Annotated in this window: 25 protein-coding genes; 5 read left to right on the plus strand and 20 right to left on the minus strand. The window is 73.0% G+C overall.

Annotation, left to right across the window (positions count from 1 at the left end; all coding sequences use genetic code 11):
• The 9 genes from rpmF to OIE51_RS07175 all read right to left on the minus strand — a co-directional run bounded on the left by rpmF (window position 1) and on the right by OIE51_RS07175 (window position 8,490).
• Window positions 1-174, minus strand: a complete 174-nt coding sequence (gene rpmF / locus OIE51_RS07135; protein WP_326596328.1) for a 50S ribosomal protein L32 — start codon at window positions 172-174, stop codon at window positions 1-3.
• A 2-nt stretch (window positions 175-176) separates the two neighbouring features.
• The gene (locus tag OIE51_RS07140) at window positions 177-845 is read right to left on the minus strand and encodes a YceD family protein (protein ID WP_326596330.1); all 669 of its coding nucleotides are present in this window, start codon (window positions 843-845) and stop codon (window positions 177-179) included.
• A 143-nt stretch (window positions 846-988) separates the two neighbouring features.
• Complete coding sequence (locus OIE51_RS07145; protein ID WP_326596332.1) at window positions 989-2,059, minus strand: ATP synthase F0 subunit B; 1,071 nt, start codon at window positions 2,057-2,059, stop codon at window positions 989-991.
• A 59-nt stretch (window positions 2,060-2,118) separates the two neighbouring features.
• Window positions 2,119-2,598, minus strand: coding sequence for a pantetheine-phosphate adenylyltransferase (gene coaD, locus OIE51_RS07150; RefSeq protein WP_326596334.1), 480 nt, complete (start codon window positions 2,596-2,598; stop codon window positions 2,119-2,121).
• Between the two features lie 26 nt (window positions 2,599-2,624).
• Window positions 2,625-3,212, minus strand: coding sequence for a 16S rRNA (guanine(966)-N(2))-methyltransferase RsmD (gene rsmD / locus OIE51_RS07155; protein ID WP_326596336.1), 588 nt, complete (start codon window positions 3,210-3,212; stop codon window positions 2,625-2,627).
• A gap of 111 nt (window positions 3,213-3,323) precedes the next feature.
• Window positions 3,324-3,749, minus strand: a complete 426-nt coding sequence (locus OIE51_RS07160; RefSeq protein WP_326596337.1) for a DUF6227 family protein — start codon at window positions 3,747-3,749, stop codon at window positions 3,324-3,326.
• Between the two features lie 132 nt (window positions 3,750-3,881).
• Window positions 3,882-4,400: a hypothetical protein gene (locus OIE51_RS07165; RefSeq protein WP_326596338.1), complete on the minus strand. Its 519-nt coding sequence runs from the start codon at window positions 4,398-4,400 to the stop codon at window positions 3,882-3,884.
• 115 nt (window positions 4,401-4,515) lie between these two features.
• A complete protein-coding gene (recG, locus tag OIE51_RS07170) occupies window positions 4,516-6,780 on the minus strand; it encodes an ATP-dependent DNA helicase RecG (protein ID WP_326596340.1) in 2,265 nt (754 codons plus the stop codon).
• An 87-nt stretch (window positions 6,781-6,867) separates the two neighbouring features.
• The gene (locus OIE51_RS07175) at window positions 6,868-8,490 is read right to left on the minus strand and encodes a DAK2 domain-containing protein (RefSeq protein ID WP_326596342.1); all 1,623 of its coding nucleotides are present in this window, start codon (window positions 8,488-8,490) and stop codon (window positions 6,868-6,870) included.
• 224 nt (window positions 8,491-8,714) lie between these two features.
• Between OIE51_RS07175 and rpmB the strand changes: the two genes are divergently transcribed.
• Window positions 8,715-8,900: a 50S ribosomal protein L28 gene (gene rpmB / locus OIE51_RS07180; protein WP_326596344.1), complete on the plus strand. Its 186-nt coding sequence runs from the start codon at window positions 8,715-8,717 to the stop codon at window positions 8,898-8,900.
• A gap of 33 nt (window positions 8,901-8,933) precedes the next feature.
• Here rpmB and thiD read toward each other — a convergent pair whose 3' ends face one another.
• Both thiD and OIE51_RS07190 read right to left on the minus strand, forming a co-directional pair.
• Window positions 8,934-9,737 (minus strand): bifunctional hydroxymethylpyrimidine kinase/phosphomethylpyrimidine kinase, encoded by an 804-nt coding sequence (gene thiD / locus OIE51_RS07185; protein ID WP_326596345.1) that lies wholly within the window; start codon window positions 9,735-9,737, stop codon window positions 8,934-8,936.
• 27 nt (window positions 9,738-9,764) lie between these two features.
• Window positions 9,765-10,727 (minus strand): thiamine-phosphate kinase, encoded by a 963-nt coding sequence (locus OIE51_RS07190; RefSeq protein WP_326596346.1) that lies wholly within the window; start codon window positions 10,725-10,727, stop codon window positions 9,765-9,767.
• 135 nt (window positions 10,728-10,862) lie between these two features.
• On the opposite strand from OIE51_RS07190, the gene OIE51_RS07195 reads away from it, so the two are divergent.
• Both OIE51_RS07195 and OIE51_RS07200 read left to right on the plus strand, forming a co-directional pair.
• The gene (locus tag OIE51_RS07195; RefSeq protein WP_326596347.1) at window positions 10,863-11,096 is read left to right on the plus strand and encodes an Lrp/AsnC family transcriptional regulator; all 234 of its coding nucleotides are present in this window, start codon (window positions 10,863-10,865) and stop codon (window positions 11,094-11,096) included.
• Between the two features lie 19 nt (window positions 11,097-11,115).
• Window positions 11,116-11,658 (plus strand): DUF3515 domain-containing protein, encoded by a 543-nt coding sequence (locus tag OIE51_RS07200; protein WP_326596348.1) that lies wholly within the window; start codon window positions 11,116-11,118, stop codon window positions 11,656-11,658.
• A gap of 3 nt (window positions 11,659-11,661) precedes the next feature.
• Here OIE51_RS07200 and OIE51_RS07205 read toward each other — a convergent pair whose 3' ends face one another.
• Genes OIE51_RS07205 through OIE51_RS07215 form a run of 3 tightly spaced genes read right to left on the minus strand, consistent with a single transcriptional unit; the run spans window position 11,662 to window position 14,598 of the window.
• Window positions 11,662-12,804, minus strand: a complete 1,143-nt coding sequence (locus OIE51_RS07205) for a D-alanine--D-alanine ligase family protein (RefSeq protein WP_326596349.1) — start codon at window positions 12,802-12,804, stop codon at window positions 11,662-11,664.
• Between the two features lie 34 nt (window positions 12,805-12,838).
• Window positions 12,839-13,840 carry an NAD(P)H-dependent glycerol-3-phosphate dehydrogenase gene (locus OIE51_RS07210; protein WP_326596350.1) on the minus strand — a complete coding sequence of 334 codons (1,002 nt, stop codon included), beginning with the start codon at window positions 13,838-13,840 and terminating at the stop codon, window positions 12,839-12,841.
• A complete protein-coding gene (locus OIE51_RS07215) occupies window positions 13,837-14,598 on the minus strand; it encodes a lysophospholipid acyltransferase family protein (RefSeq protein ID WP_326596351.1) in 762 nt (253 codons plus the stop codon). The genes OIE51_RS07210 and OIE51_RS07215 overlap by 4 nt, the downstream gene beginning before the upstream one ends.
• A 218-nt stretch (window positions 14,599-14,816) precedes the next feature.
• Between OIE51_RS07215 and cofC the strand changes: the two genes are divergently transcribed.
• Window positions 14,817-15,473 carry a 2-phospho-L-lactate guanylyltransferase gene (cofC, locus tag OIE51_RS07220; RefSeq protein WP_326596352.1) on the plus strand — a complete coding sequence of 219 codons (657 nt, stop codon included), beginning with the start codon at window positions 14,817-14,819 and terminating at the stop codon, window positions 15,471-15,473.
• Here cofC and OIE51_RS07225 read toward each other — a convergent pair.
• The 5 genes from OIE51_RS07225 to leuC all read right to left on the minus strand — a co-directional run bounded on the left by OIE51_RS07225 (window position 15,445) and on the right by leuC (window position 18,863).
• Window positions 15,445-15,660 (minus strand): hypothetical protein, encoded by a 216-nt coding sequence (locus OIE51_RS07225; protein ID WP_326596353.1) that lies wholly within the window; start codon window positions 15,658-15,660, stop codon window positions 15,445-15,447. The two genes, cofC and OIE51_RS07225, sit on opposite strands and share 29 nt — an antisense overlap.
• 94 nt (window positions 15,661-15,754) lie before the next feature.
• Window positions 15,755-16,321 carry an HU family DNA-binding protein gene (locus OIE51_RS07230; RefSeq protein WP_326596354.1) on the minus strand — a complete coding sequence of 189 codons (567 nt, stop codon included), beginning with the start codon at window positions 16,319-16,321 and terminating at the stop codon, window positions 15,755-15,757.
• Between the two features lie 138 nt (window positions 16,322-16,459).
• Window positions 16,460-16,714, minus strand: coding sequence for a hypothetical protein (locus OIE51_RS07235; protein WP_326596356.1), 255 nt, complete (start codon window positions 16,712-16,714; stop codon window positions 16,460-16,462).
• A 124-nt stretch (window positions 16,715-16,838) separates the two neighbouring features.
• A complete protein-coding gene (gene leuD, locus OIE51_RS07240) occupies window positions 16,839-17,435 on the minus strand; it encodes a 3-isopropylmalate dehydratase small subunit (protein ID WP_326596357.1) in 597 nt (198 codons plus the stop codon).
• A gap of 3 nt (window positions 17,436-17,438) precedes the next feature.
• Window positions 17,439-18,863: a 3-isopropylmalate dehydratase large subunit gene (gene leuC / locus OIE51_RS07245; protein WP_326596358.1), complete on the minus strand. Its 1,425-nt coding sequence runs from the start codon at window positions 18,861-18,863 to the stop codon at window positions 17,439-17,441.
• Window positions 18,864-19,033: 170 nt separating this feature from the next.
• Between leuC and OIE51_RS07250 the strand changes: the two genes are divergently transcribed.
• Window positions 19,034-19,765: an IclR family transcriptional regulator gene (locus tag OIE51_RS07250; protein ID WP_326596359.1), complete on the plus strand. Its 732-nt coding sequence runs from the start codon at window positions 19,034-19,036 to the stop codon at window positions 19,763-19,765.
• Here OIE51_RS07250 and OIE51_RS07255 read toward each other — a convergent pair whose 3' ends face one another.
• The gene (locus OIE51_RS07255; protein WP_326596360.1) at window positions 19,766-20,263 is read right to left on the minus strand and encodes a DUF4188 domain-containing protein; all 498 of its coding nucleotides are present in this window, start codon (window positions 20,261-20,263) and stop codon (window positions 19,766-19,768) included. It lies immediately after the preceding gene.
• Window positions 20,264-20,270 lie beyond the last annotated feature (7 nt).

A 20,270-nucleotide genomic window follows, 5' to 3' on the forward strand; every position in this document is an offset into this window, starting at 1 on the left:
TCAGACCTCGAGGACCTGACGGCGGTTGTACGTGCCGCAGTTGCCGCACGCGGTGTGCTGCAGCCTCGGCTCCTGGCAGCGCTCGCAACGCACCAGGCTCGGGGCCACAGCCTTCCACTGCGACCGGCGGTGGCGCGTGTTGCTGCGCGACATCTTCCGCTTCGGAACAGCCACGGCTACTTCTCCTGTGGATCGTCCCCGCGACCGCGGGGTGCCTTGTCTTGCATGTCCTGCCTGCCGGAGGACTCCCCGGGACCCGAGGTCCCGGCGAACTCCCGCAATGCGGCCCAACGGATGTCGACGGCGTCGTCATGACGGTGGTCGGGGTCCTCCGCGAGCAGCGCCCCGCATTCGGGGCACAGGCCCGGGCAGTCCTCCCGGCACACCGGCTGCAGCGGCAGTGACAGCACCACCGCGTCCCGCAGCACGGGCTCCAGGTCGAACAGGTCGCCCTGGAGGAACAACGTCTCCTCGTCCCCCTCGTCCTCGACGGCGTCCGCCTGACGGCGGCCGTGCCCATCGGTCTCGGGATACGAGAACATCTCCTGGAACTCCGCCTCGCCCTCCCGGGCCAGCGGCTCCAGACACCTTACGCACTCCCCCGCCAACGGCGCCCGGACGATGCCGGTGACCAGCACACCCTCCATCACCGACTCCATACGGAGCTCCACCTCCAGCGGCGCTCCCGCCGGCACCCCGATGACCTCGGTGCCGAGGTCGGCCGGGGCTTCGACCGTGCGGGAGATCCGCTTGAGCGCACCGGGACGCCGCCCAAGCTCGCGTGTGTCGAACACGAGAGGGGCTCGGTGGTCCAGCGGGGCGTTCAGGGCGTTCTGCTTTCTCACGGTGCTGCCTGTGGTGGAAGCCGCGCACGTCGGCCCCTCGGAGAGGGGCCGGGCGGGCGGCCGGGATCACACGTCTGGAGACAGGTGCCACGGCCGAAGGGCCAGCATACTTCACGGGCCGCCGGGCACCCAATCGGCGGCGGTCAGGGGTGCCCCTGCTGGTAGCGGCGGAGCTGCTCCGCGTCGATCATGCCGGTGTCGAAGAGGCTGGTCTCGTCCAGCACCGCCGGGGCCTGGTAGCCGTACGAAGGCGGCTGAGCCGGCTGCTGGGCATAGGGATCCTCCTGGGCATACCCGCCGGCGGCATAGCCGTCGTCTCCGTAGGGCTCGGGCACGTAGGTCCCGTCCTGGGCGTAGGACCCGCCGCCGTAGCCGTCCTGGGCGGTGCCGTAGCCGTCGGCCCGCGCGACGGGCTGGAGCGCGTACGGATCCGGCGCCTCGTAACCGCCGCCGACGGGGGCGGCGGGCGCCGGGACGGGCGCGGGCGCCGGGGCGGCCGGCTCGGGCTGCGGCATGCCGAGGTAGTCGTAGGTGTCCTGGTCGCCGCTCCGGTCGAAGTAGGCGTCGCCGGGCTGCCCGCCCTCGCCGGCCTCCCTCGCCTCCTGCGCGGCCACGTGCTCGGCCAGCTCGTCGCTCGGGCGGTGGCCGGTCAGCTTCTGCCGACCGCGGCCGACCGCCTCCAGAGTCTTGCGCAGCACCGCCTCGATGGCGCCGAACTGGGCGTCCACATAGGCGTCGGCCCGCGCGAGCAGCTCCTGCGGGTCGCCGCGGTCCGGGCCGAGGAGCTTGGCCCGGCCCCGGTCGACCGAGCCGATGGTCTTGCCCAGGACCACCTCGAAGTTGGCCAGCTTGCTGTCCACATAGTCGTCGGCCTCCGCGCGCACCTCGTCGGCCTCCCGGCGGGCCTCGGCGAGGATGCGGGCCGCCTCGTCCTGAGCCTGCCGCACGATCTCGGTGGTCCCGACGAGGGAACCGCGCTCCGCGTGCGCCGCCTCGACGATACGGCGGGCCTCCTGCTGGGCCTCGGCGACGACCTGCTCACGGTCGCCGAGCACTTCCCTGGCCTCGGCCAGCGAGCCGGGCAGCGCCTGGCGGACCTCGTCGAGCCGCGAGAGCAGCTCGGAGCGGTTGATGACGCAGGATGCCGACATGGGCATGCCCTTGGCGCTCCGGACCGCCCTGACGATCTCGTCGAGTTTCTGCTGTACGTCCACGAAACGACTGTACGGCCAACCGGCGACGGGCGGGCACCGGTTGGCGAGGCGGGTGCGGGCTAGCGACGGGCGAGTCTCTCACCGAGCACGCGCAGCACGGGCTCGGGGACCAGGTGGGAGACGTCGCCGCCCCAGGTGGCGACCTCCTTGACCAGGCTGGAGGAGAGGAAGCTGTAGACCGGATTGGTGGGAATGAACATGGTCTCGACGCCGGAGAGGCCGTTGTTCATCTGGGCCATCTGGAGCTCGTAGTCGAAGTCGCTGACCGCCCGCAGGCCCTTGACGATGGCGGGGATGTCGCGCTGCTTGCAGTAGTCGACGAGGAGGCCGTGGAACGCCTCGACCACGACGTTGCCATAGCCGCCGGCGCACTCCTCGATCAGGGCTATGCGCTCCTCGATGCTGAACAGCCCCTGCTTGGACTTGTTGATCATGACGGCAACGTGGACGACGTCGTAGAGCTTCGAGGCGCGGGCGACGATGTCGAGGTGGCCATTGGTGATGGGATCGAAGGACCCCGGACAGACTGCGCGGCGCAACGGTTCCTCCTCGCTCTCCCGGCCCCTCATGGCCGGTCGCTTACGTGGTGGGCGGCGGGCCGGCCATACCAGAGAGTTCCCTCGCCGTAGCGGCGTGAACGCAGCCCCTGGAATCCGTCCGGCCAGTCGAAGGCACCGCCCCGGGTGCTGCGCTCCACCGTGACGACGGCATCGGCCGCTAGCCAGCCATTTGTCACGAGTGTGAGCAGAATCTCGCGAAGATCGTCATCGCCCACGGCGTAGGGCGGATCCAGGAAAACCAGGTCATAGGAGGCGCCGTCGGGCGGCGCCGCCGCGAGCTGCTCGGCCCGCGCGGAGCGCAGCTCGGCGCCGGGCAGTCCGAGGGAGCGGATGTTGTCCCTGATGGTCCTGGCGGCTCGCGCGTCGGTCTCGGCGAGCAGGGTGTGGGCGGCGCCCCGGGAGAGCGCCTCCAGGCCGACGGCACCCGAGCCGCCGTAGAGGTCGAGCACCCGGGCTCCGTCCAGCGAGCCCCGCAGCGCGGTCCAGGTGGAGAACAGACCCTCGCGCGCCCGGTCGGACGTCGGGCGGGTGCCGCCGCCCGGCGGCACGGCCAGCCGCCGCCCGCCGGCGATACCGGCGATCACGCGGGTCATGGGCGTCCTCGTCCTCACAGCTCTCGTCCGTCAGCCGTCGGACACCACGCTATACGGGCCCCTCGCCCAGGAGCACGGCGAGGGGCCCGGAGGACGCTCCGGAGAGGAGCGTCAGGCGTCACCTCCCCGGACGCGAACGTGCCGCTGGGCGGCGCGTCCCGCGCTCAGCACATCCGGGTAGACCTCGCAGACAAGCCCGCCGTCCACCGTGCGGTCGTGTTCCAGCTCGTACAGACACAGCTCGCTGTCGTCATCGAGCAGGAAGGCGTGCTCGTAGAGGGAGCACCAGTGCCCGCCGCCGGCGTGGCCGCGGGGCTCGGGCAGCCGCTCGATGCCATACCCGCGGGCGGCCGACAGCAGGCGGAGTATCTCCTCGCCCGGCCGGTCGGTGTTGACCGCTCGGCGGAGCAGCCGACGGGCGTGCTCCGACGAGTCCTGCCCCGGGTACGCCCGTTGGCCGGGGATTCCGACTCCCAGCACGGTGAGCGCGTCCGGCCCGAGGCTCCGGTCCCGCGGAGCTTCGCGGCGATCGGTCATGCTGAATCCTTCCGGTATGCGGCGTCCGATGCCCGTGCGTACTCACCGTAGTCCCCCGGATGCGCTCCGGGGGACCCCCTTTACGGAATCAAGAACATGTGCGCGGCGGATGAGCACCCGCTGAGCACGCCGTCACCCCTCGGTCGTCTCCTCCGTCGTGCCGATCAGGACCGGCGAGGCATACCGCGACCATGACATGCAGCCGTCGGGCGGGCAGTGCTCCGGGCGGCGCGGGTCGTGGCCCAGCTCACGGAGCTTGGTCCGCACGGAGTCGGGCGTGCGGCCGAAGCGGGCCGCTATGCGGGCGATGGTCTCCCCGGCGTGGAACCGGCGGGTCAGGTCCTCCTCGTGCTGCGGGATCCAGGGGGCGCCGTGGCCGGGGAACAGCTCGCGCAGGATGTCCCGGTCCGGGATGGGCTCCGCGACGTCGGCGGCCAAGGCGAGCGCGCGCAGTCCTCGGTTCAGCGCGATGCGCAGGGTGGGGACGTCGGCCAGCGGCATCGTGAGCGAGCCGGAGGCCATCGGGGCCTCGGACAGCGACTCGCGCCAGCCGGTCAGGGTCAGCGTCACGGTGATGTCGTCGTCGCTCGCCAGCTCGACGCGGAAGATCTTGTCGCCGAGCGGCAGTTCGTTGATGTGCCGGAATGCCATCGAGCAACCCCCAACGGTCCACTCCCGCCCGATCCCGGATGGATCGGGCGGACTGAGACCATTCTCCCAGGTGGCACTGACAATTGACGATCCGTCAGAAAGCTTCGGCCGCAGGTCAGCCCTTGTCGAGGAACTCCTCGCGCTCCGCGTCCAGCAGCGCGTCCAGCGCGGCGCGCAGGGCGGGCGAGCCCTCCAGCGCGGGGTCCGCGGCGACCAGGGCGGTGGCCTCCGCGCGGGCCTCGGCGATGACGTCCTCGTCCTCGATGACGGTGAGCATCCGCAGGCTGCTGCGCCCGCCGGACTGTGCCTGGCCCAGCACGTCGCCCTCGCGGCGCTGCTCCAGGTCGATGCGGGACAGCTCGAAGCCGTCGGTCGTCGCCGCCACCGCCGCCAGCCGGGCCCGGGCACCGCCGGCCTCCGGCGCCTCGCTGACCAGCAGGCACAGCCCCGGCGCCGTGCCGCGGCCGACGCGACCGCGGAGCTGGTGCAGCTGGGAGACGCCGAAGCGGTCGGCGTCCATGATCACCATCGCGGTGGCGTTCGGCACGTTGACCCCGACCTCGATCACCGTGGTGGCCACCAACACGTCGACCTCCCCGGCAGCGAACCGGCGCATCACGTCGTCCTTGGTGTCGGGGGCGAGTCGTCCGTGCAGCACCTCGGTGCGCAAGCCCCGCAGCGGGCCCCCGGCCAGCTCGGCGGCGACATCGAGGACGGCGAGCGGCGGGCGCCGCTCCTCGCCGTCCCCGGCGCCCTCCCCCGTCTTCTCCCCGGCGCTCTCCTCCCCGGCCGCCCGGCCCTTGCGCGCGGCCGTGCCCGCCTCGTCGCCGTCCCCGATCCGGGGGCAGACCACATACGCCTGGTGGCCCGCCTCGACCTCCTCCCGGACCCGCTCCCAGGCCCGGGAGAGGAAGTGCGGCTTGTCCCGGGCCGGAACCACATGGCTGGCGATCGGGGAGCGCCCCTCGGGGAGCTGGTCCAGCACCGAGGTCTCCAGGTCACCGAAGACGGTCATCGCGACCGTGCGCGGGATCGGCGTCGCGGTCATCACCAGCAGATGCGGGGGCCGCGCGCCCTTGGCGCGCAGGGCGTCGCGCTGCTCGACGCCGAACCGGTGCTGCTCGTCCACGACCACCAACCCGAGATCGTGGAACTTCACGATGTCCTCGATCAGCGCGTGCGTGCCGATGACGACGCCCGCCTCGCCGGTCGCCGCGTCCAGCAGCGCCCGGCGCCTGGCCGCCGCACCCATGGAGCCGGTCAGCAGCACCACCTTGGTGCCCCGCTCGGCCCCGCCCAGCATCCCGCCCTCGGCCAGGGCGCCCATCATCTCGGTGATCGAGCGGTGGTGCTGCTGGGCCAGCACCTCGGTGGGCGCGAGCAGCGCCGACTGACCGCCCGAGTCCGCGACGGCGAGCATGGCGCGCAGCGCCACCAGCGTCTTGCCGCTGCCGACCTCGCCCTGCAGCAGCCGGTGCATCGGGTGCTCGGCGGCCAGCCCGGCGAAGATCTCCGCGCTGACCCGCCGCTGCCCCTCGGTCAGCGTGAACGGCAGCCGGGCGTCGAACGCGCGCAGCAGGCCGTCGTCGGCGGGGCGGCGGGGCGTGGCGGGGAGCTGGGCGGCGGCCGTGCGGCGCCGGGCCAGGGCGACCTGCAGCACGAACGCCTCGTCCCACTTCAGCCGGGCCCGGGCGTCGGCGATGTCCCGCTTGGTGCGCGGCCGGTGCACCTTCTCGAACGCCTCGGGCAGCTCGATCAGGTCCCGCCGGGCGCGCAGCGCGCCGGGGAGCGGGTCGACCAGGCCTTCCCAGCCGACCGCCCCGAGGGAGTCGAGGACCACCTCGACGGACTTGGCGATCCGCCAGGACTCCAACTGTTTGACCGCCGGGTAGATCGGCAGCGGCCGGCCGGCGAAGTCGGCCACCGCCGACGAACCGCCGTCCGCGTCGTCCTCCGCGTCCAGCAACTCGTAGGCGGGATGGGAGAGCTGGAGCTTGCGGTTGAACCGCGTGACCTTCCCCGCGAACATGCCGCGCCGGCCCGGCACCAGCGTCCTCTCGTGGTGGTGGACGGCGCGCCTGCCGAAGAAGACGAGCTGGAGCCGGCCACTGCCGTCGGTGAGGGTCACCTCCAGACGGACCCCGCTGCCCCGGTTGAACGTGGCGGACCGGGTGTCCGCGATCTCCGCGACGACCGTGACGTGCTCGTCCAGCGGCAGCTCGTCCAGCCGGGTCAGCTCGCCGCGCTCGGCGTACCGGCGCGGATAGTGGTGCAGGAGGTCTCCGACCGTGCGCAGGTCGAGGTGGGCGGCCATCACCTTGGCGGTGGTGTCGCCGACGACCTTGGTGAGGGGCTCGTGCAGTGCGGTCACGCCGCCCATTGCACACCATGGGGCCGACAGCGGCTCCCGGCGCCGCCCCAGCTCCCGATCCCGATCCCTGCCCCTGCGCCTGCCCCTGCGCCGCGCCTACTCGACGCCGATGAGCAGCGGCGCGCTCTGCCGCCCCTCGTAGACCACCGTGTCCACGCCGAGGTGGCCCCGGCGGACCTGTGCCTCCAGCCGCGCCGCGAGCCCGTCGGGGGCGCCGGTGCCCAGCACCAGGGTGACCAGCTCGCCCCCCGCGGACAGCATCCGGCCGAGGATGTCGCTCGCGACATCGGCCGGATCGGCGCCGATCACGGCGACGTCGCCGTCGATCAGACCGAGCGCGTCCCCGGCCTGGCAGATGCCGGCCGTGGTCCAGGACTGCCGTTCCGCGACAGCCAGCTCGCCGAAGCGGGTGGCCCCGGCGGCGGCGGTCATGGCGACGACATCCTCGTCGAAACGGCGCTCGGCGGCGTGCACGGCGAGCGCCGCGATGCCCTGCACCGGGGACCGGGTGGGGATGACGGCGACGCGCACGCCCTCGGCGCGCGCCCGCTCCGCGGCGGCGGCCGCGGCGTGCCACAGCGCGTCGTCGTTGGGCAGCAGGACGACCTCCCGGGCCCGCGCGCCCAGGATCGCGGCGGCCAGCTCGCCGCCGCCCGGCGGATCCTCGGCGCGGACGGTCAGCGTCACGGCGCCGGCCTCCTCGCACAGCCCGGCGAGCCCGTCGCCCGGCAGCACCGAGACGATGACGCGGGCCGAGCGCGGGGCGCGGGGCGGACCGGCGACGGCGAGCGCGGTGATGCGGACCCGGTGCGGCCGGCCCGCCTCGATGCCCGCCTCGACGGCCGGGCCGGGCCGCGGGGTGTGCACATGGATGTGCCACAGGCCGTCGCCGCCCACGACGACCAGCGAGTCGCCCAGCGCGTCGAGGCGCGCGCGCAGCGCGGGAAGGGCGGCGTCCGCGGCGTCCAGCAGGTAGGTGACCTCGTAGGCGTCCGCCGCGTCGGCCGCGCCGGCGTCCGCCTCGGGGCACTCGGCGCCCACCGGTCCGCCGGCCCGCGGCGCGGTGGAACGGCCCAGGCGCTCGCGGAGCGATGCGTCGGGGGCACGGCCGGACAGAGCCGCGTCGAGGGCGTCGAGCACGGCGACCAGGCCGCTGCCGCCCGCGTCGACGACGCCCGCGTCGGCCAGCACGGCGAGCTGGTCCGGCGTCGCGGCCAGCGCGGTCCTGGCCCCGGCACAGGCCGTCGCCGCCACCCGCGCGGTGCCGCCCTCCGCGCGCTCGGCGGCCTCGGCGGCGGCCACGGCGACCGTGAGCATGGTGCCCTCGACGGGGTGGGCGACGGCCTCGTACCCGGCGGCGGCGGCGCGGCGCAGCGCGCGGCGCAGGGTGTCGGGGCCGGCCGGCTCGGAGTGGGCGGCGAGCACCTCGGCCATGCCGCGCAGGAGCTGGGCCAGGATGGTGCCGGAGTTGCCACGGGCGCCGATGAGCGCGCCGTGGGCCATGGCGCGGGCGGCCTCGGCCAGGGTCGGGGTGGCCGGCTCCGCCGCCGCGACGGCCTGGGCGGCGGATTCGACGGTCAGGTAGAGATTGGTGCCGGTGTCCCCGTCCGCGACGGGGAACACGTTGATCGCGTCGATGTCCTCGCGGGCCTGGCCCAGAGCGTCCAGGGCGATGCGGCACCAGCGCCGTACCGCCGCGGCGTCGAGCGGCTGCGGCACGTGGTGACCTCCTCGGCCAGCGGTGAACGGCTGTCGGTGAACGGCCGGGACGCAGCTTATGCCCCGGTCACGGCCGGGAGCGATTTCGCTGATGGGGAACGCCCGGGGTATGCTTCCCCGGTTGCCCGATGTTGTCGCCGCGTGCCGGCTGCGCACCGGGCAGACCTCGCCGGAGCCGTGGAGCTCCGGAATCCCAGCGTAAATTCCTGTCTTTGGAGTGACCCGTGGCTGCCAACTGCGATGTCTGCGGCAAGGGGCCGGGCTTCGGCAACAGCATCTCCCACTCGCACCGCCGGACCCCCCGCCGTTGGAACCCGAACATCCAGCGGGTGCGTGCCGTGGTGAAGGGGACGCCCAAGCGCCTGAACGTCTGCACCTCGTGCATCAAGGCCGGCAAGGTCGCGCGCTGACCCACCCCTGGCCGCTCGGAGCCGGTCCGTCGCTCATGACGGACCGGCTTTTCGCATGCGGTGACCGTGGTCGACCGGGCCGATGCCGGCTCCCAGCGGGAAGCCGGCCGCGATCGCGCCGGTGACGTACTCCTTGGCGGCGGCCACCGCCTCCGGCACCGGGTCGCCGTGCGCGAGCCGGGCGGCGATCGCGGAGGCGAGCGTGCATCCGGTGCCGTGGGTGTGGCGGTTGTCGTGACGCGGGGCCCGCAGCCAGTGCTCGGCCGTTCCGTCGGTGAGCAGATCGGTGGCGTCGCCCGGGAGATGACCGCCCTTGATCAGCGCCCAGCGCGGACCGAGGGCGAGGATCGCGGCGGCGGCGCGACGCATGTCGCCCTCCGTCCCGACGCGAACGCCGGTGAGCTGGGCGACCTCGTGCAGGTTGGGGGTGGCGACCGTGGCGACGCGGAGCAGCCGGGTGCGGACGGCGTCGAGCGCGTCGGGGGCCAGCAGCGGATCGCCGTGCTTGGAGACGCCGACCGGATCGACCACCACCGGGGCGGCGGTGCCGGCCAGCAGTCCGGCGACGGTCTCGACGATCTCCGCCGTGGCGAGCATGCCGGTCTTGACCGCCTGGACGCCGATGTCGTCGGCGACAGCGCGGAACTGCGCGCTCACGACCTCGACGGGCAGCTCCCAGGCGCCCCGCACCCCCAGTGAGTTCTGCGCGGTGACGGCGGTGATCACGCTCATCCCGTGGGCGCCGAGCGCCAGCATGGTCTTGAGATCGGCCTGGACGCCCGCGCCGCCGCCCGAGTCGGAGCCGGCGACGGTGAGCACGCGAGGAGGTGTTCGCATGGCCCCGACGGTACCCGCGGGAGCGCGTCAGGCGCTGAAGTGGTCCCAGCCGCCGGCCTTGTCCCACGCGGCGCCGTCGACGGTCACCGACGGGGTGCCCCGGCCGCGCGCGGGCAGGACCTGGCCGATCGTCCGCCAGCGGGCGGGGAGTTTGGTCTCGGGCGGGAACGTGGCGACCAGCGCGTGGTCCTCGCCGCCGGTGAGCACCCAGTGCAGCGGGTCAACGCCGACGGCCTGCCCGATGTCCGACATCTGGGCCGGAACGTCCAGCGAGGCCGAGGCGATGTCGACGCGCACCTTGCTGCCCTGCGCGATGTGACCGAGATCCGCGACGAGTCCGTCGCTGACGTCGGTCATGGCGGTGGCGCCGAGCGCGGCGCCGGCCGGGCCCGCGACGTAGGGCGGCTCGGGACGGCGGTGGGCCTCGACGAACGCGCGCGGGGAGCGGAAGCCACGGGAGAGGACGGCGTGCCCGGCGGCCGACCAGCCCAGCCAGCCGGTGACGGCGACGATGTCCCCGGCCCTGGCCCCGGTTCTGGTGACGGGCTCCCGGCCGCCGAGGTCGCCCAGGGCCGTGATGGAGACGGTGATGACGTCGCCGCGCACCACGTCCCCGCCGGCCACTCCGGCGCCGGCGACACGGCACTCGTCGCGGATGCCGTCCATCAGCTCCACGGGCCAGGTGACGGGCAGTTCGGCGGGGACGACGAGTCCGACGAGCACGGCGGTGGGCACGGCGCCCATGGCGGCGATGTCGGCGAGGTTCTGGGCGGCGGCCTTGCGGCCGACGTCGTAGGCGGTGGACCAGTCGCGGCGGAAGTGCCGTCCCTCCAGCAGGATGTCGGTGGTGGCGACGACTCTCCGGTCCGGAGCCGCCACCACCGCCGCGTCGTCGCCCGGGCCCAGACGCACCGCGGGTGTCCCGGTGATCCGGGACGTCAGCTCCCGGATCAGCCCGAACTCCCCGAGCTCCCCCACACTGCCCTTCACTCAGCTCTCCTCATGCTCGTCTCGCGGTCCCATCCGTCAACCTGCCGTGACCAGCGGCGGCCTGATGTCTCCCCCGTGCTGGTCATGACGCGCTACGGTAGCGCCCCCGTTCCTCGTAGCCGCTGTGGAGGACCCGTGGTACAGGCGTACATCCTGATCCAGACCGAGGTGGGCAGGGCGTCCACCGTGGCCGATGTCATCTCCAAGATCCCAGGTGTGCTCCAGGCCGAGGATGTCACCGGCCCCTATGACGTGATCGTGCGCGCCCAGGCCGACTCGGTGGACGAGCTGGGTCGGCTCGTCGTCGCCGAGGTGCAGCGGGTGGGCGGCATCACGCGCACCCTGACCTGCCCGGTCGTCCATCTGTAGCACCCCTTATGCTCGCCGGATGACCTTCCGCGCGCATCCGGCCCCGGCGGCGATCGCCGCGCTGCTGGCCCTGGCGGCGTGCACCTCGGGGGCGGACGACCCCGAGGTGACGGAGCCCTCCCCCACCGGCGAGGCCGCGGGCGCCTGCCGGGAGCTGGCGGACGCTCTCCCGGAGCGCGTGGACGGGGAGGAGCGTGGATCGGCGGCGGACGGGATGGAGTTCGCGGCCACGTGGGGGGACCCCGCGATCGTGCTGCGCTGCGGCGTCTCACGCCCGGCGCTGATGACGCCGGGCAGCGAGACCTACGATCCGCTGGCCGAGGTGGTGGACGTGAACGGGGTGTCGTGGCTGCTGGAGGAGGAGCCGGACGGCAAGCGGTTCACCACCACCGGGCGGCTGGTGTTCGTGGAGATGACGGTGCCCGACGCCTACGCGCCCGAGGTGAATCCGCTGATCGACGTCGCCGCCCCGGTCGACGGGCACATCCCGCTGGATGAGCTGTATGCGGAGCCGGAGCCGGAATCCGACTCCGGGGCCGACTCCGGGGACGCGTCGGGCTGACCGTCAGCGCAGCCCGGTCGAGCGGCGCAGCGCCGCCCGGATGAGGCGGTCGATCAGCTCCGGGTAGTCCACGCCGCTGGCCTGCCACATCCGTGGGAACATCGAGATCGGCGTGAAGCCGGGCATGGTGTTGATCTCGTTGATGACGAACTCGCCGTTCTCCAGCAGGAAGAAGTCCGCCCGGACCAGGCCCTCGCAGGAGGCGGCGTCGAAGGCCCGCACGGCCAGCTCGCGGACCCGGGCCGTCTGCTCCTCGGTGAGCGGGGCCGGGACGACGCCCTCGGCGGAGTCGATGTACTTGGCCTCGAAGTCGTAGAAGTCGTGGCTGGAGACGGCCGGGATCTCGGCGGGCACGCTGGCGCGCGGGCCGTCCTCGAACTCCAGCACGCCGCACTCGATCTCGCGCCCGCGCAGCAGCGACTCCACGATGATCTTGGGGTCGTGGCGGCGGGCCTCCTCGATCGCGTCCTCCAGGCCGGCCAGGTCCTCGATCCGGGAGATGCCCATGGAGGAGCCGGCGCGCGCGGGCTTCACGAACAGCGGCCAGCCGTGGTCCGCAGCGAAGTCCACGATTCTCTTCCGGGCCGCCGCCGGATCCCGCTCCCACTCACGGGGGCGGATCACGGTGTACGGGCCGACGGGCAGGCCGAACGAGGCGAAGACCCGCTTCATGTACTCCTTGTCCATGCCGATCGCCGAGGACAGCACGCCGGCCCCGACGTACGGCACCCCGGAGAGCTCCAGGAGGCCCTGGAGCGTGCCGTCCTCGCCGTAGGGGCCGTGGAGCAGCGGGAAGACGACGTCGACATCGCCGAGGTCCTTGGGCACCGAGCCCGGCTCGGCGTAGACCACGTCGTGCCGGCCGGGATCGACGGGCAGCAGCACGCCGCCCGCGCCTGGCTCGGCGATCTGCTCGACGCTGGGCAGCCGGCGTTCGCTGATCGCCATCCGCTCCGGATCGTCCGCGGTCAGGGCCCAGCGCCCGTCGGTGGTGATACCGATGGGCAGCACGTCGTAACGGGTGCGGTCGATGGCGCGCAGCACGGCTCCGGCGGTGACCACCGAGATGGCGTGCTCCGAGCTTCGGCCGCCGAAGACGACGGCGACGCGGGGCTTGGGGCTCTGGGAAGAGGTCTCGCTGCTCATAACCCTCTGAGGCTACCCAACGGGGTGGCCCGAGTCAGCGGTGTTCGGCCTTGGCGGTTCGCGACATCAGCTCCTCGACCGCCACCTGGGGCGGGGTGCCGCGGTGCACGATGCCCACCACGGTCTCCGTCAGCGGCATCTCGACGCCGTGACGGCGGGCCAGGTCGAGCACGGAGCGGCAGGATTTGACGCCCTCGGCGGTCTGCCGGGTGACGGCGATGGTCTCCTCCAGCGTCATGCCGCGGCCCAGGTTGGTGCCGAAGGTGTGGTTGCGTGAGAGCGGCGAGGAGCAGGTGGCGACCAGGTCGCCCATGCCGGCCAGCCCCGCGAAGGTCTGCGGATCGGCGCCCATGGCGGACCCGAGACGGGCGGTCTCGGCGAGGCCGCGGGTCATCAGCGACGCCTTGGTGTTGTCGCCCAGGCCCATGCCGTCGGCGATGCCGACGGCGAGCGCGATGACGTTCTTCACGGCGCCGCCCAGCTCGCAGCCGACCACGTCGGTGTTCGTGTACGGGCGGAAGTACGGCGTGTGGCAGGCGGCCTGGAGCCGTCTGGCCACCTCCTCGTCGCGGCAGGCGACGACAGAGGCGGCGGGCTGGCGTTCGGCGATCTCGCGGGCGAGGTTGGGGCCGGACAGCACGGCGACGCGCTCGGGGCCGACGCCCGCGACTTCCTCGACGACCTCGCTCATCCGCTTCGCGGTGCCCAGCTCGACGCCCTTCATCAGCGAGACCAGGACAGTGCCGGGCGCCAGCAGGCCGGCCCAGCCCGCCAGGTTGCCGCGCAGGGTCTGCGACGGCACGGCGAGCACGGTGAACTCCGCGTCGCGCGCCGCCTCGGCGGGGTCGGTGGTGGCCCGGATGCCCGGGGGGAGCTTGATGCCCGGCAGGTAGTCCGGGTTGACGCGGTCGATGTTGACGGCCTCGACGAGCTCGGCGCGGCGGCCCCACAGGGCCACCTCGCAGCCCGCGTCGGCGAGGACCATGGCGAACGCGGTTCCCCAGGAGCCGGTTCCATAGACGGCGGCGCGTGTCACTCCGCTTTCTCCTCCTCCGGGGCGGGGCGCGGGACGCGCCGCTCGGGCAGCATCTTCCGGTGTGCGTAGCGCTCGACGGGCGGGGGCTCGTGGCGCACGTCGGCGAGCAGCTCGGTGATGGCGTCCATGATGCGGTCCGTCGCCTCGCGCAGCACCTCGGGGGTGGGCTGCCTGCCGTAGAACTCGCCGAGGTCCACCGGCGGTCCCGCGACGACGGTCAGCGTCTTGCGCGGGAGCAGCCGCAGCCGCTTCTCCCGGACGTAGGGCGGCACCGCCTCGTGGGCGCCCCACTGAGCGACGGGGATGACGGGGGCGCGGGTGATCAGCGCGACCCGGGCGGCCCCGGACTTGCCCTCCATGGGCCACATCCGCGGGTCGCGGGTGAGCGTTCCCTCGGGGTAGAACGCGACGCATTCGCCCCGGCGGACGGCGTCGACGGCGGCCCGGAAGGCGTCGGCGGCGTCCAGGGTGTCGCGGTAGACCGGGATCTGGCCGGTGCCGCGCATGAATCTGCCGACCGGGCCGCTCTGGAAGAGACTGACCTTTGCCAGAAATCTCGGTGGCCTGCCGGTGTTGTACTGGAAGTGCGCGTAGGAGAGCGGGTCGAGATAGGAGTTGTGATTCACCGCGGTGATGAATCCCCCCTCAACGGGAATATGCTCCATTCCCCGCCAGTCTCGACTGAAGAGCAGCAACAGCGGCGGTTTTACCAGAATTGCGGCCAATCGGTACCAGAAGCCGATTCTGCGGCGAGACACTCGGTCACCATCCCCTCTCGCGCTGCTCCGACGTGGCCTCTTGCGGACCGCCGGACCATCCTCGCCCCGGGCCCAGGGGCTGTCCAGCGGATCTCTCGTCGTCATGGCGGGGCTCTTTGCACCCTCATGCGCACCCCTCACGCGGGCACCGGAAGGCCGCCGCCGGGCGGGCCGCCCCTGGCCGGGCCACGGTCGACCAGGGAAAGGAGAATGGCAGCATGCGAGACACGGGATGGTCGCTCATCGTGCCCCTGAAGCCGCTGCCGCTGGCCAAGAGCAGGCTGGCGCCGGTGGCCGGGGACACTCTGCGGCCCTCGCTCGCGCTGGCCTTCGCCGAGGACACGGTGGCCGCCGCGCTGGCGTGCGCGGCGGTGCGGGATGTGGCGGTTGTCACGGACGATCCGCTGGCGGGGCGGCGACTGGCGCTGCTGGGCGCCCGGATCGTGCCCGACACCCCGGGCCGGGGGCTCAACGCCGCGCTGTCGTACGGCGCCGACGCCGTCCGGGCCGCCGCGCCGGGCGCGGCGGTGGCCGCGCTCAACGCCGATCTGCCCGCCCTGCGCCCGGCGGAGCTGGCGCGGGTGCTCGCGGCGGCGGCGGCGTGCTCGCGGAGCTTTCTGGCGGACGCGGCGGGAATCGGCACCACACTGCTGACGGCGGCGGCCGGAACGGCGCTGGCACCGGCGTTCGGCGGGCCTTCGCGGGAGCGGCACCTGGCGTCCGGCGCGGTCGAGCTCGCGCCCACGGGAGTGGACAGCGTCCGGCGGGACGTGGACACCGGGGAGGATCTGTGGGCCGCGCTGGCGCTCGGCGTCGGGCCGCGTACGGCGGCGAGCGCGCGGGGGCTTACAGCGTCTGCAAGGTCAGGAGCGTGATCCGGCGCCGGTCGCCGTCACCGGTCACCTCGATGGTCACCTCGATCCGCACCCGCTGCCCGGGCCGCAGCAGCAGCAGGCCCCCGGCGTCGAACGCCTCGGCGCCGAAGTCCAGCGGGGTGCCGTCGTCCAGCAGGACGCTGCCGGAGCGGGTGCGCGGGTCGTAGGTGTACGCGGTGGCCTGCATGGCCCGAGCCTAACGGCCCGGCGGGAGAACGACAGCGGGCCGGGCCCCTGACGAGGAGTCCGGCCCGCGGGGTGGCCCCGAGTGCTGACGGTGATCACTGGCGGCGTGCGGTGGCCTTCTTGGCGGTGGTGGTGCGGGCGGGCGCCCGCTTGGCCGGGGCCTTCTTGGCGGTGGCCTTCTTGGCCGGGGCCTTCTTCGCGGTGCTCTTCTTCGCCGCGGTCTTCTTCGCGGTGGCCTTCTTGGCCGGAGCCTTCTTCGCGGTGGCCTTCTTGGCGGTCGTCTTCTTCGCCGCCGCCTTCTTGGTGGTGGCCTTCTTGGTGGTGGTACCGCCCGAAAGGCTGCCCTTGGGGGCCTTCTTCACGGCGACGTCGTTCTTCGGCAGCTTCTTCGTCCCCGCGACCAGGTCCTTGAAGCCCTGTCCGGCGCGGAAGCGCGGCACGGAAGTCTTCTTGACCCGGACCCGCTCGCCGGTCTGCGGGTTCCGCGCGTACCGCGCGGGACGGTCGACCTTCTCGAACGAGCCGAAGCCCGTCACCGACACGCGCTCCCCGGCGACCACCGCGCGGATGATGGCGTCGAGCACGATATCGACCGCGTCGGCCGCCTGCTGACGGCCGCCGAGCTTGTCGGCAATCGCTTCTACGAGTTGCGCCTTGTTCACGTCTTCCCCTTCGCAGGCCATGCTGGAACGAATGTGTTCAAGCTTTTTCGCACGTTAGGCAGATATATTCCGCAAATCAAACGCGAAACGGGCGAATCACCCTTGTGTCGCAACGAACTCGACCATCGCGCCGTCCCGTCAGGACGTTCCGTCGGGGCCGTCGTCGGGTGCCCCCGGCGGCAGTCGCCCCGCGTCAACGTCCTCCATCAGCCGGTCCAGACGGCGGGCGGCCCCAGGCAGGTCCTGCTTCGCGGCCGCGGTGATGATCAGCAGCTTCCGGGTGAGAGCCTGCCGTACGTCCTCAGGCACTTGCAGGGCCCGCACCGTCCGGTGCGCGTCCTTCAGTCGAGCGGCGACGCGGTCGTAGAGTTCGAGTTGACCGTCGCGTTCCATGCGGCCGATTGTGCCACCTTGGGCCTGTTATCGCCCCCTAAGCCCTCAACGCCCGTGTCGTGACGGCCTGTCAGCAACGCGCCCCCGCCGGTCGGAACCGGCGGGGGCGGGTGGTGAGAAGGTGTCAGACGCTTTGCGTGGTAAGCGGTTTGTAGCGGGGACGGCCGCGCTCGTAGGAAGCGATCGCGCCCTCCTCGCGCAGCGTGATGCTGATGTCGTCGAGCCCTTCGAGCAGCCGCCAGCGGGCGTTCTCGTCCAGCTCGAAGGGGGCTTCGATGCCCTCGGCGCGCACCGCGCGCGCGACCAGGTCGACCGTGACCTCGGCGGTCGGGTCGGCCTCGGTCAGCTCCCACAGCGCGTCCACGGTCGCCTGCGGCAGCACCACGGTCAGCAGGCCGTTCTTCAGCGAGTTGCCCCGGAAGATGTCGGCGAAGCGCGCCGAGACGACCGCCTTGAAGCCGTAGTTCTGCAGGGCCCACACCGCGTGCTCGCGGGAGGAGCCGGTGCCGAAGTCGGGGCCGGCGACCAGAACCGTCGCGCCCTCGCGCTCCGGCCGGTTCAGCACGAACTCCGGATCCTTGCGCCACGCCTCGAAGAGGCCGTCCTCGAAGCCGTCCCGGGTGACCTTCTTCAGCCAGTGCGCGGGGATGATCTGGTCGGTGTCGACGTTCCCCCGGCGCAGCGGGACCGCGCGGCCGGTGTGCGTGGTGAATGCTTCCATGACTCAGACCTCCACGGGACTGGGGACGTCGGCCAGATCGGCCGGGGACGTGAGGCGGCCGGTGACCGCGGTGGCGGCGGCGACCTGCGGCGAGACCAGGTGCGTGCGACCGCCCTTGCCCTGCCGGCCCTCGAAGTTGCGGTTGGAGGTGGAGGCGCAGCGCTCGCCCGGGGACAGCTGGTCCGGGTTCATGCCCAGGCACATCGAACAGCCCGCGTGCCGCCATTCGGCGCCCGCCGCCGTGAACACCTTGTCCAGCCCTTCCTCGACGGCCTGGAGCGCGACCCGCACGGAGCCCGGCACGACGAGCATGCGCAGCCCGTCGGCGATCCGCCGGCCCGCCAGGATGCCGGCGGCCGAGCGCAAGTCCTCGATGCGGCCGTTGGTGCAGGAGCCGACGAAAACGGTGTCGATGGCGATGTCCCGCAGCCTCTGCCCGGCGCTCAGGCCCATGTACTCCAGCGCCTTCTCGGCCGCGAGGCGCTCGCTGGCGTCCTCGAACAGGGCCGGGTCGGGCACCGAGGCGGACAGCGGCGCGCCCTGGCCGGGGTTGGTGCCCCAGGTGACGAAGGGGGCCAGCTCGGCGGCGTCGATGACCACTTCGTGGTCGAACACCGCGTCGTCGTCCGTGCGCAGCGTCCGCCAGTACTCCACGGCGGCGTCCCAGTCGGCGCCCCGGGGCGCGTGGTCGCGCCCCTCCAGGTAGGCGAAGGTGGTCTCGTCGGGGGCGATCATCCCGGCCCGGGCGCCCGCCTCGATCGACATGTTGCAGATGGTCATCCGGGCCTCCATCGAGAGCTTGTCGATGGCCTCGCCGCGATATTCGATGACATAGCCCTGGCCGCCGCCGGTGCCGATCCTGGTGATGATGGCCAGGATCAGGTCCTTGGCGGTGACGCCCTCGGGCAGCTCGCCCAGGACCGTGATGGCCATCGTCCGGAAGGGGGCCATGGGCAGGGTCTGGGTGGCCAGCACGTGCTCGACCTGGCTGGTGCCGATCCCGAACGCCAGGGCGCCGAAGGCGCCGTGGGTGGAAGTGTGGCTGTCCCCGCAGACCACCGTCATGCCGGGCTGGGTCAGCCCGAGCTGCGGGCCGACGACGTGCACGACGCCCTGCTCGGCGTCGCCCAGCGGGTGCAGCCGGACACCGAACTCCGCGCAGTTCTTCCTGAGGGTCTCCAATTGCGTGCGGGAGACCGGGTCGGCGATCGGCTTGTCGATGTCGAGGGTCGGGGTGTTGTGGTCCTCGGTGGCGATGGTGAGGTCCGTGCGCCGCACCCGCCGCCCGCTCTTGCGCAGCCCGTCGAACGCCTGCGGGCTGGTCACCTCGTGCAACAGGTGAAGATCGATGTAGAGCAGATCGGGCTCGCCCTCCGCTCGCCGGACGACATGATCGTCCCAGACCTTCTCCGCCAGTGTCCGTCCCATCGCTTTTCCCTTCGGCTGTGCCGCTGGTCGGTGAGGGGGCCGCCATCCGTACCCCTCGCGCCGGACAGTGACCGCGCGGCGCGTGGTGACGCGGACCGCGCAACCAAGCGTGGCGCCTTCCCCGCGAAATTGAACTTGCGTTTCACACTGTGAGACGCGAATATCGTTGCATGGACAACTCTAGCGGCGACTCCAGCGGTGTGGGGGTGCTCGACAAGGCCGCCCTGGTGCTGGGAGCCCTGGAGTCCGGACCGGCCACGCTCGCGGGCCTGGTCGGGGCGACGGGGCTGGCGAGACCCACGGCACACCGGATGGCGGTGGCCCTCGAATACCACCGACTGCTGGCCCGCGACATGCAGGGCCGGTTCATCCTCGGGCCGCGCCTGGCCGAGCTGGCCGCCGCCGCCGGCGAGGACCGGCTGCTCGCCGCCGCCGGGCCGGTGCTCACCCAGCTCCGCGACATGACGGGCGAGAGCGCGCAGCTCTACCGGCGTCAGGGCGACATGCGGATCTGTGTGGCCGCGGCCGAGCGCCTCTCGGGCCTGCGGGACACCGTGCCCGTGGGCTCCACCCTGCCGATGAAGGCCGGCTCGGCGGCGCAGATCCTGCTCGCCTGGGAGGAGCCGGAGCGGCTGCACCACGGCCTCCAGGGCGCCCGCTTCACCGCCACCGCGCTCTCCGGCGTCCGGCGCCGCGGCTGGGCCCAGTCCATCGGTGAGCGCGAGCCGGGAGTGGCCTCCGTCTCGGCCCCCGTGCGCGGTCCGTCCAACCGCGTGGTGGCCGCGGTGTCCGTCTCCGGCCCGATCGAGCGGCTGACGCGGCACCCGGGCCGCATGCACGCCCAGGCTCTGCTGGACGCGGCGGGCCGCCTGACCGACGCCCTCAGGCGCAACGGCGGCTGATCACCCCCGCCGCTCCCCCAGGGAGAGCCTCGCCGCGGCGGCCTCGCCGCGACGGCCGACCGGCACCACCTCGGTCGCCGCCCCGAGACCGAACGGCGGCATGTCCACATACACCGCCTCGTGGGCACCCGCGGGCACCACATACGTCTCGTGCCAGACGCCGACCCGGCCCCGGCCGGCCCGCGCCCTGCGGTTGAACTCGGCCCACGCCGGCCGGTGCGCCCCCTCCGGCGACGACGCGTACGCCAGCAGCTTCTCGGGCGACACCCAGTACTGCACGGAGTAGATCACCCGCGGGCCGCCGAACAGCAGGCGATAGCCGAGCAGGCCGCTCTCCCCGTCCCGCGACAGCTCCTTGAGCATCCGGGGCATCGCCCTGAGGACCGGCCACCAGCTCCGCGGATGCCGGAAGGCGTTGATCCGCATGCCGATCAGGAAGACGGTGACCTCCCCGTCCGGCGCCGCCGTCATGCGTCCCTCGATAATCCCGCTCCCCATCACGGAC

Origin of the sequence: Streptomyces sp. NBC_01803 (assembly GCF_035917415.1) — a bacterium.
In the GTDB taxonomy this organism is placed as follows: domain Bacteria; phylum Actinomycetota; class Actinomycetes; order Streptomycetales; family Streptomycetaceae; genus Streptomyces.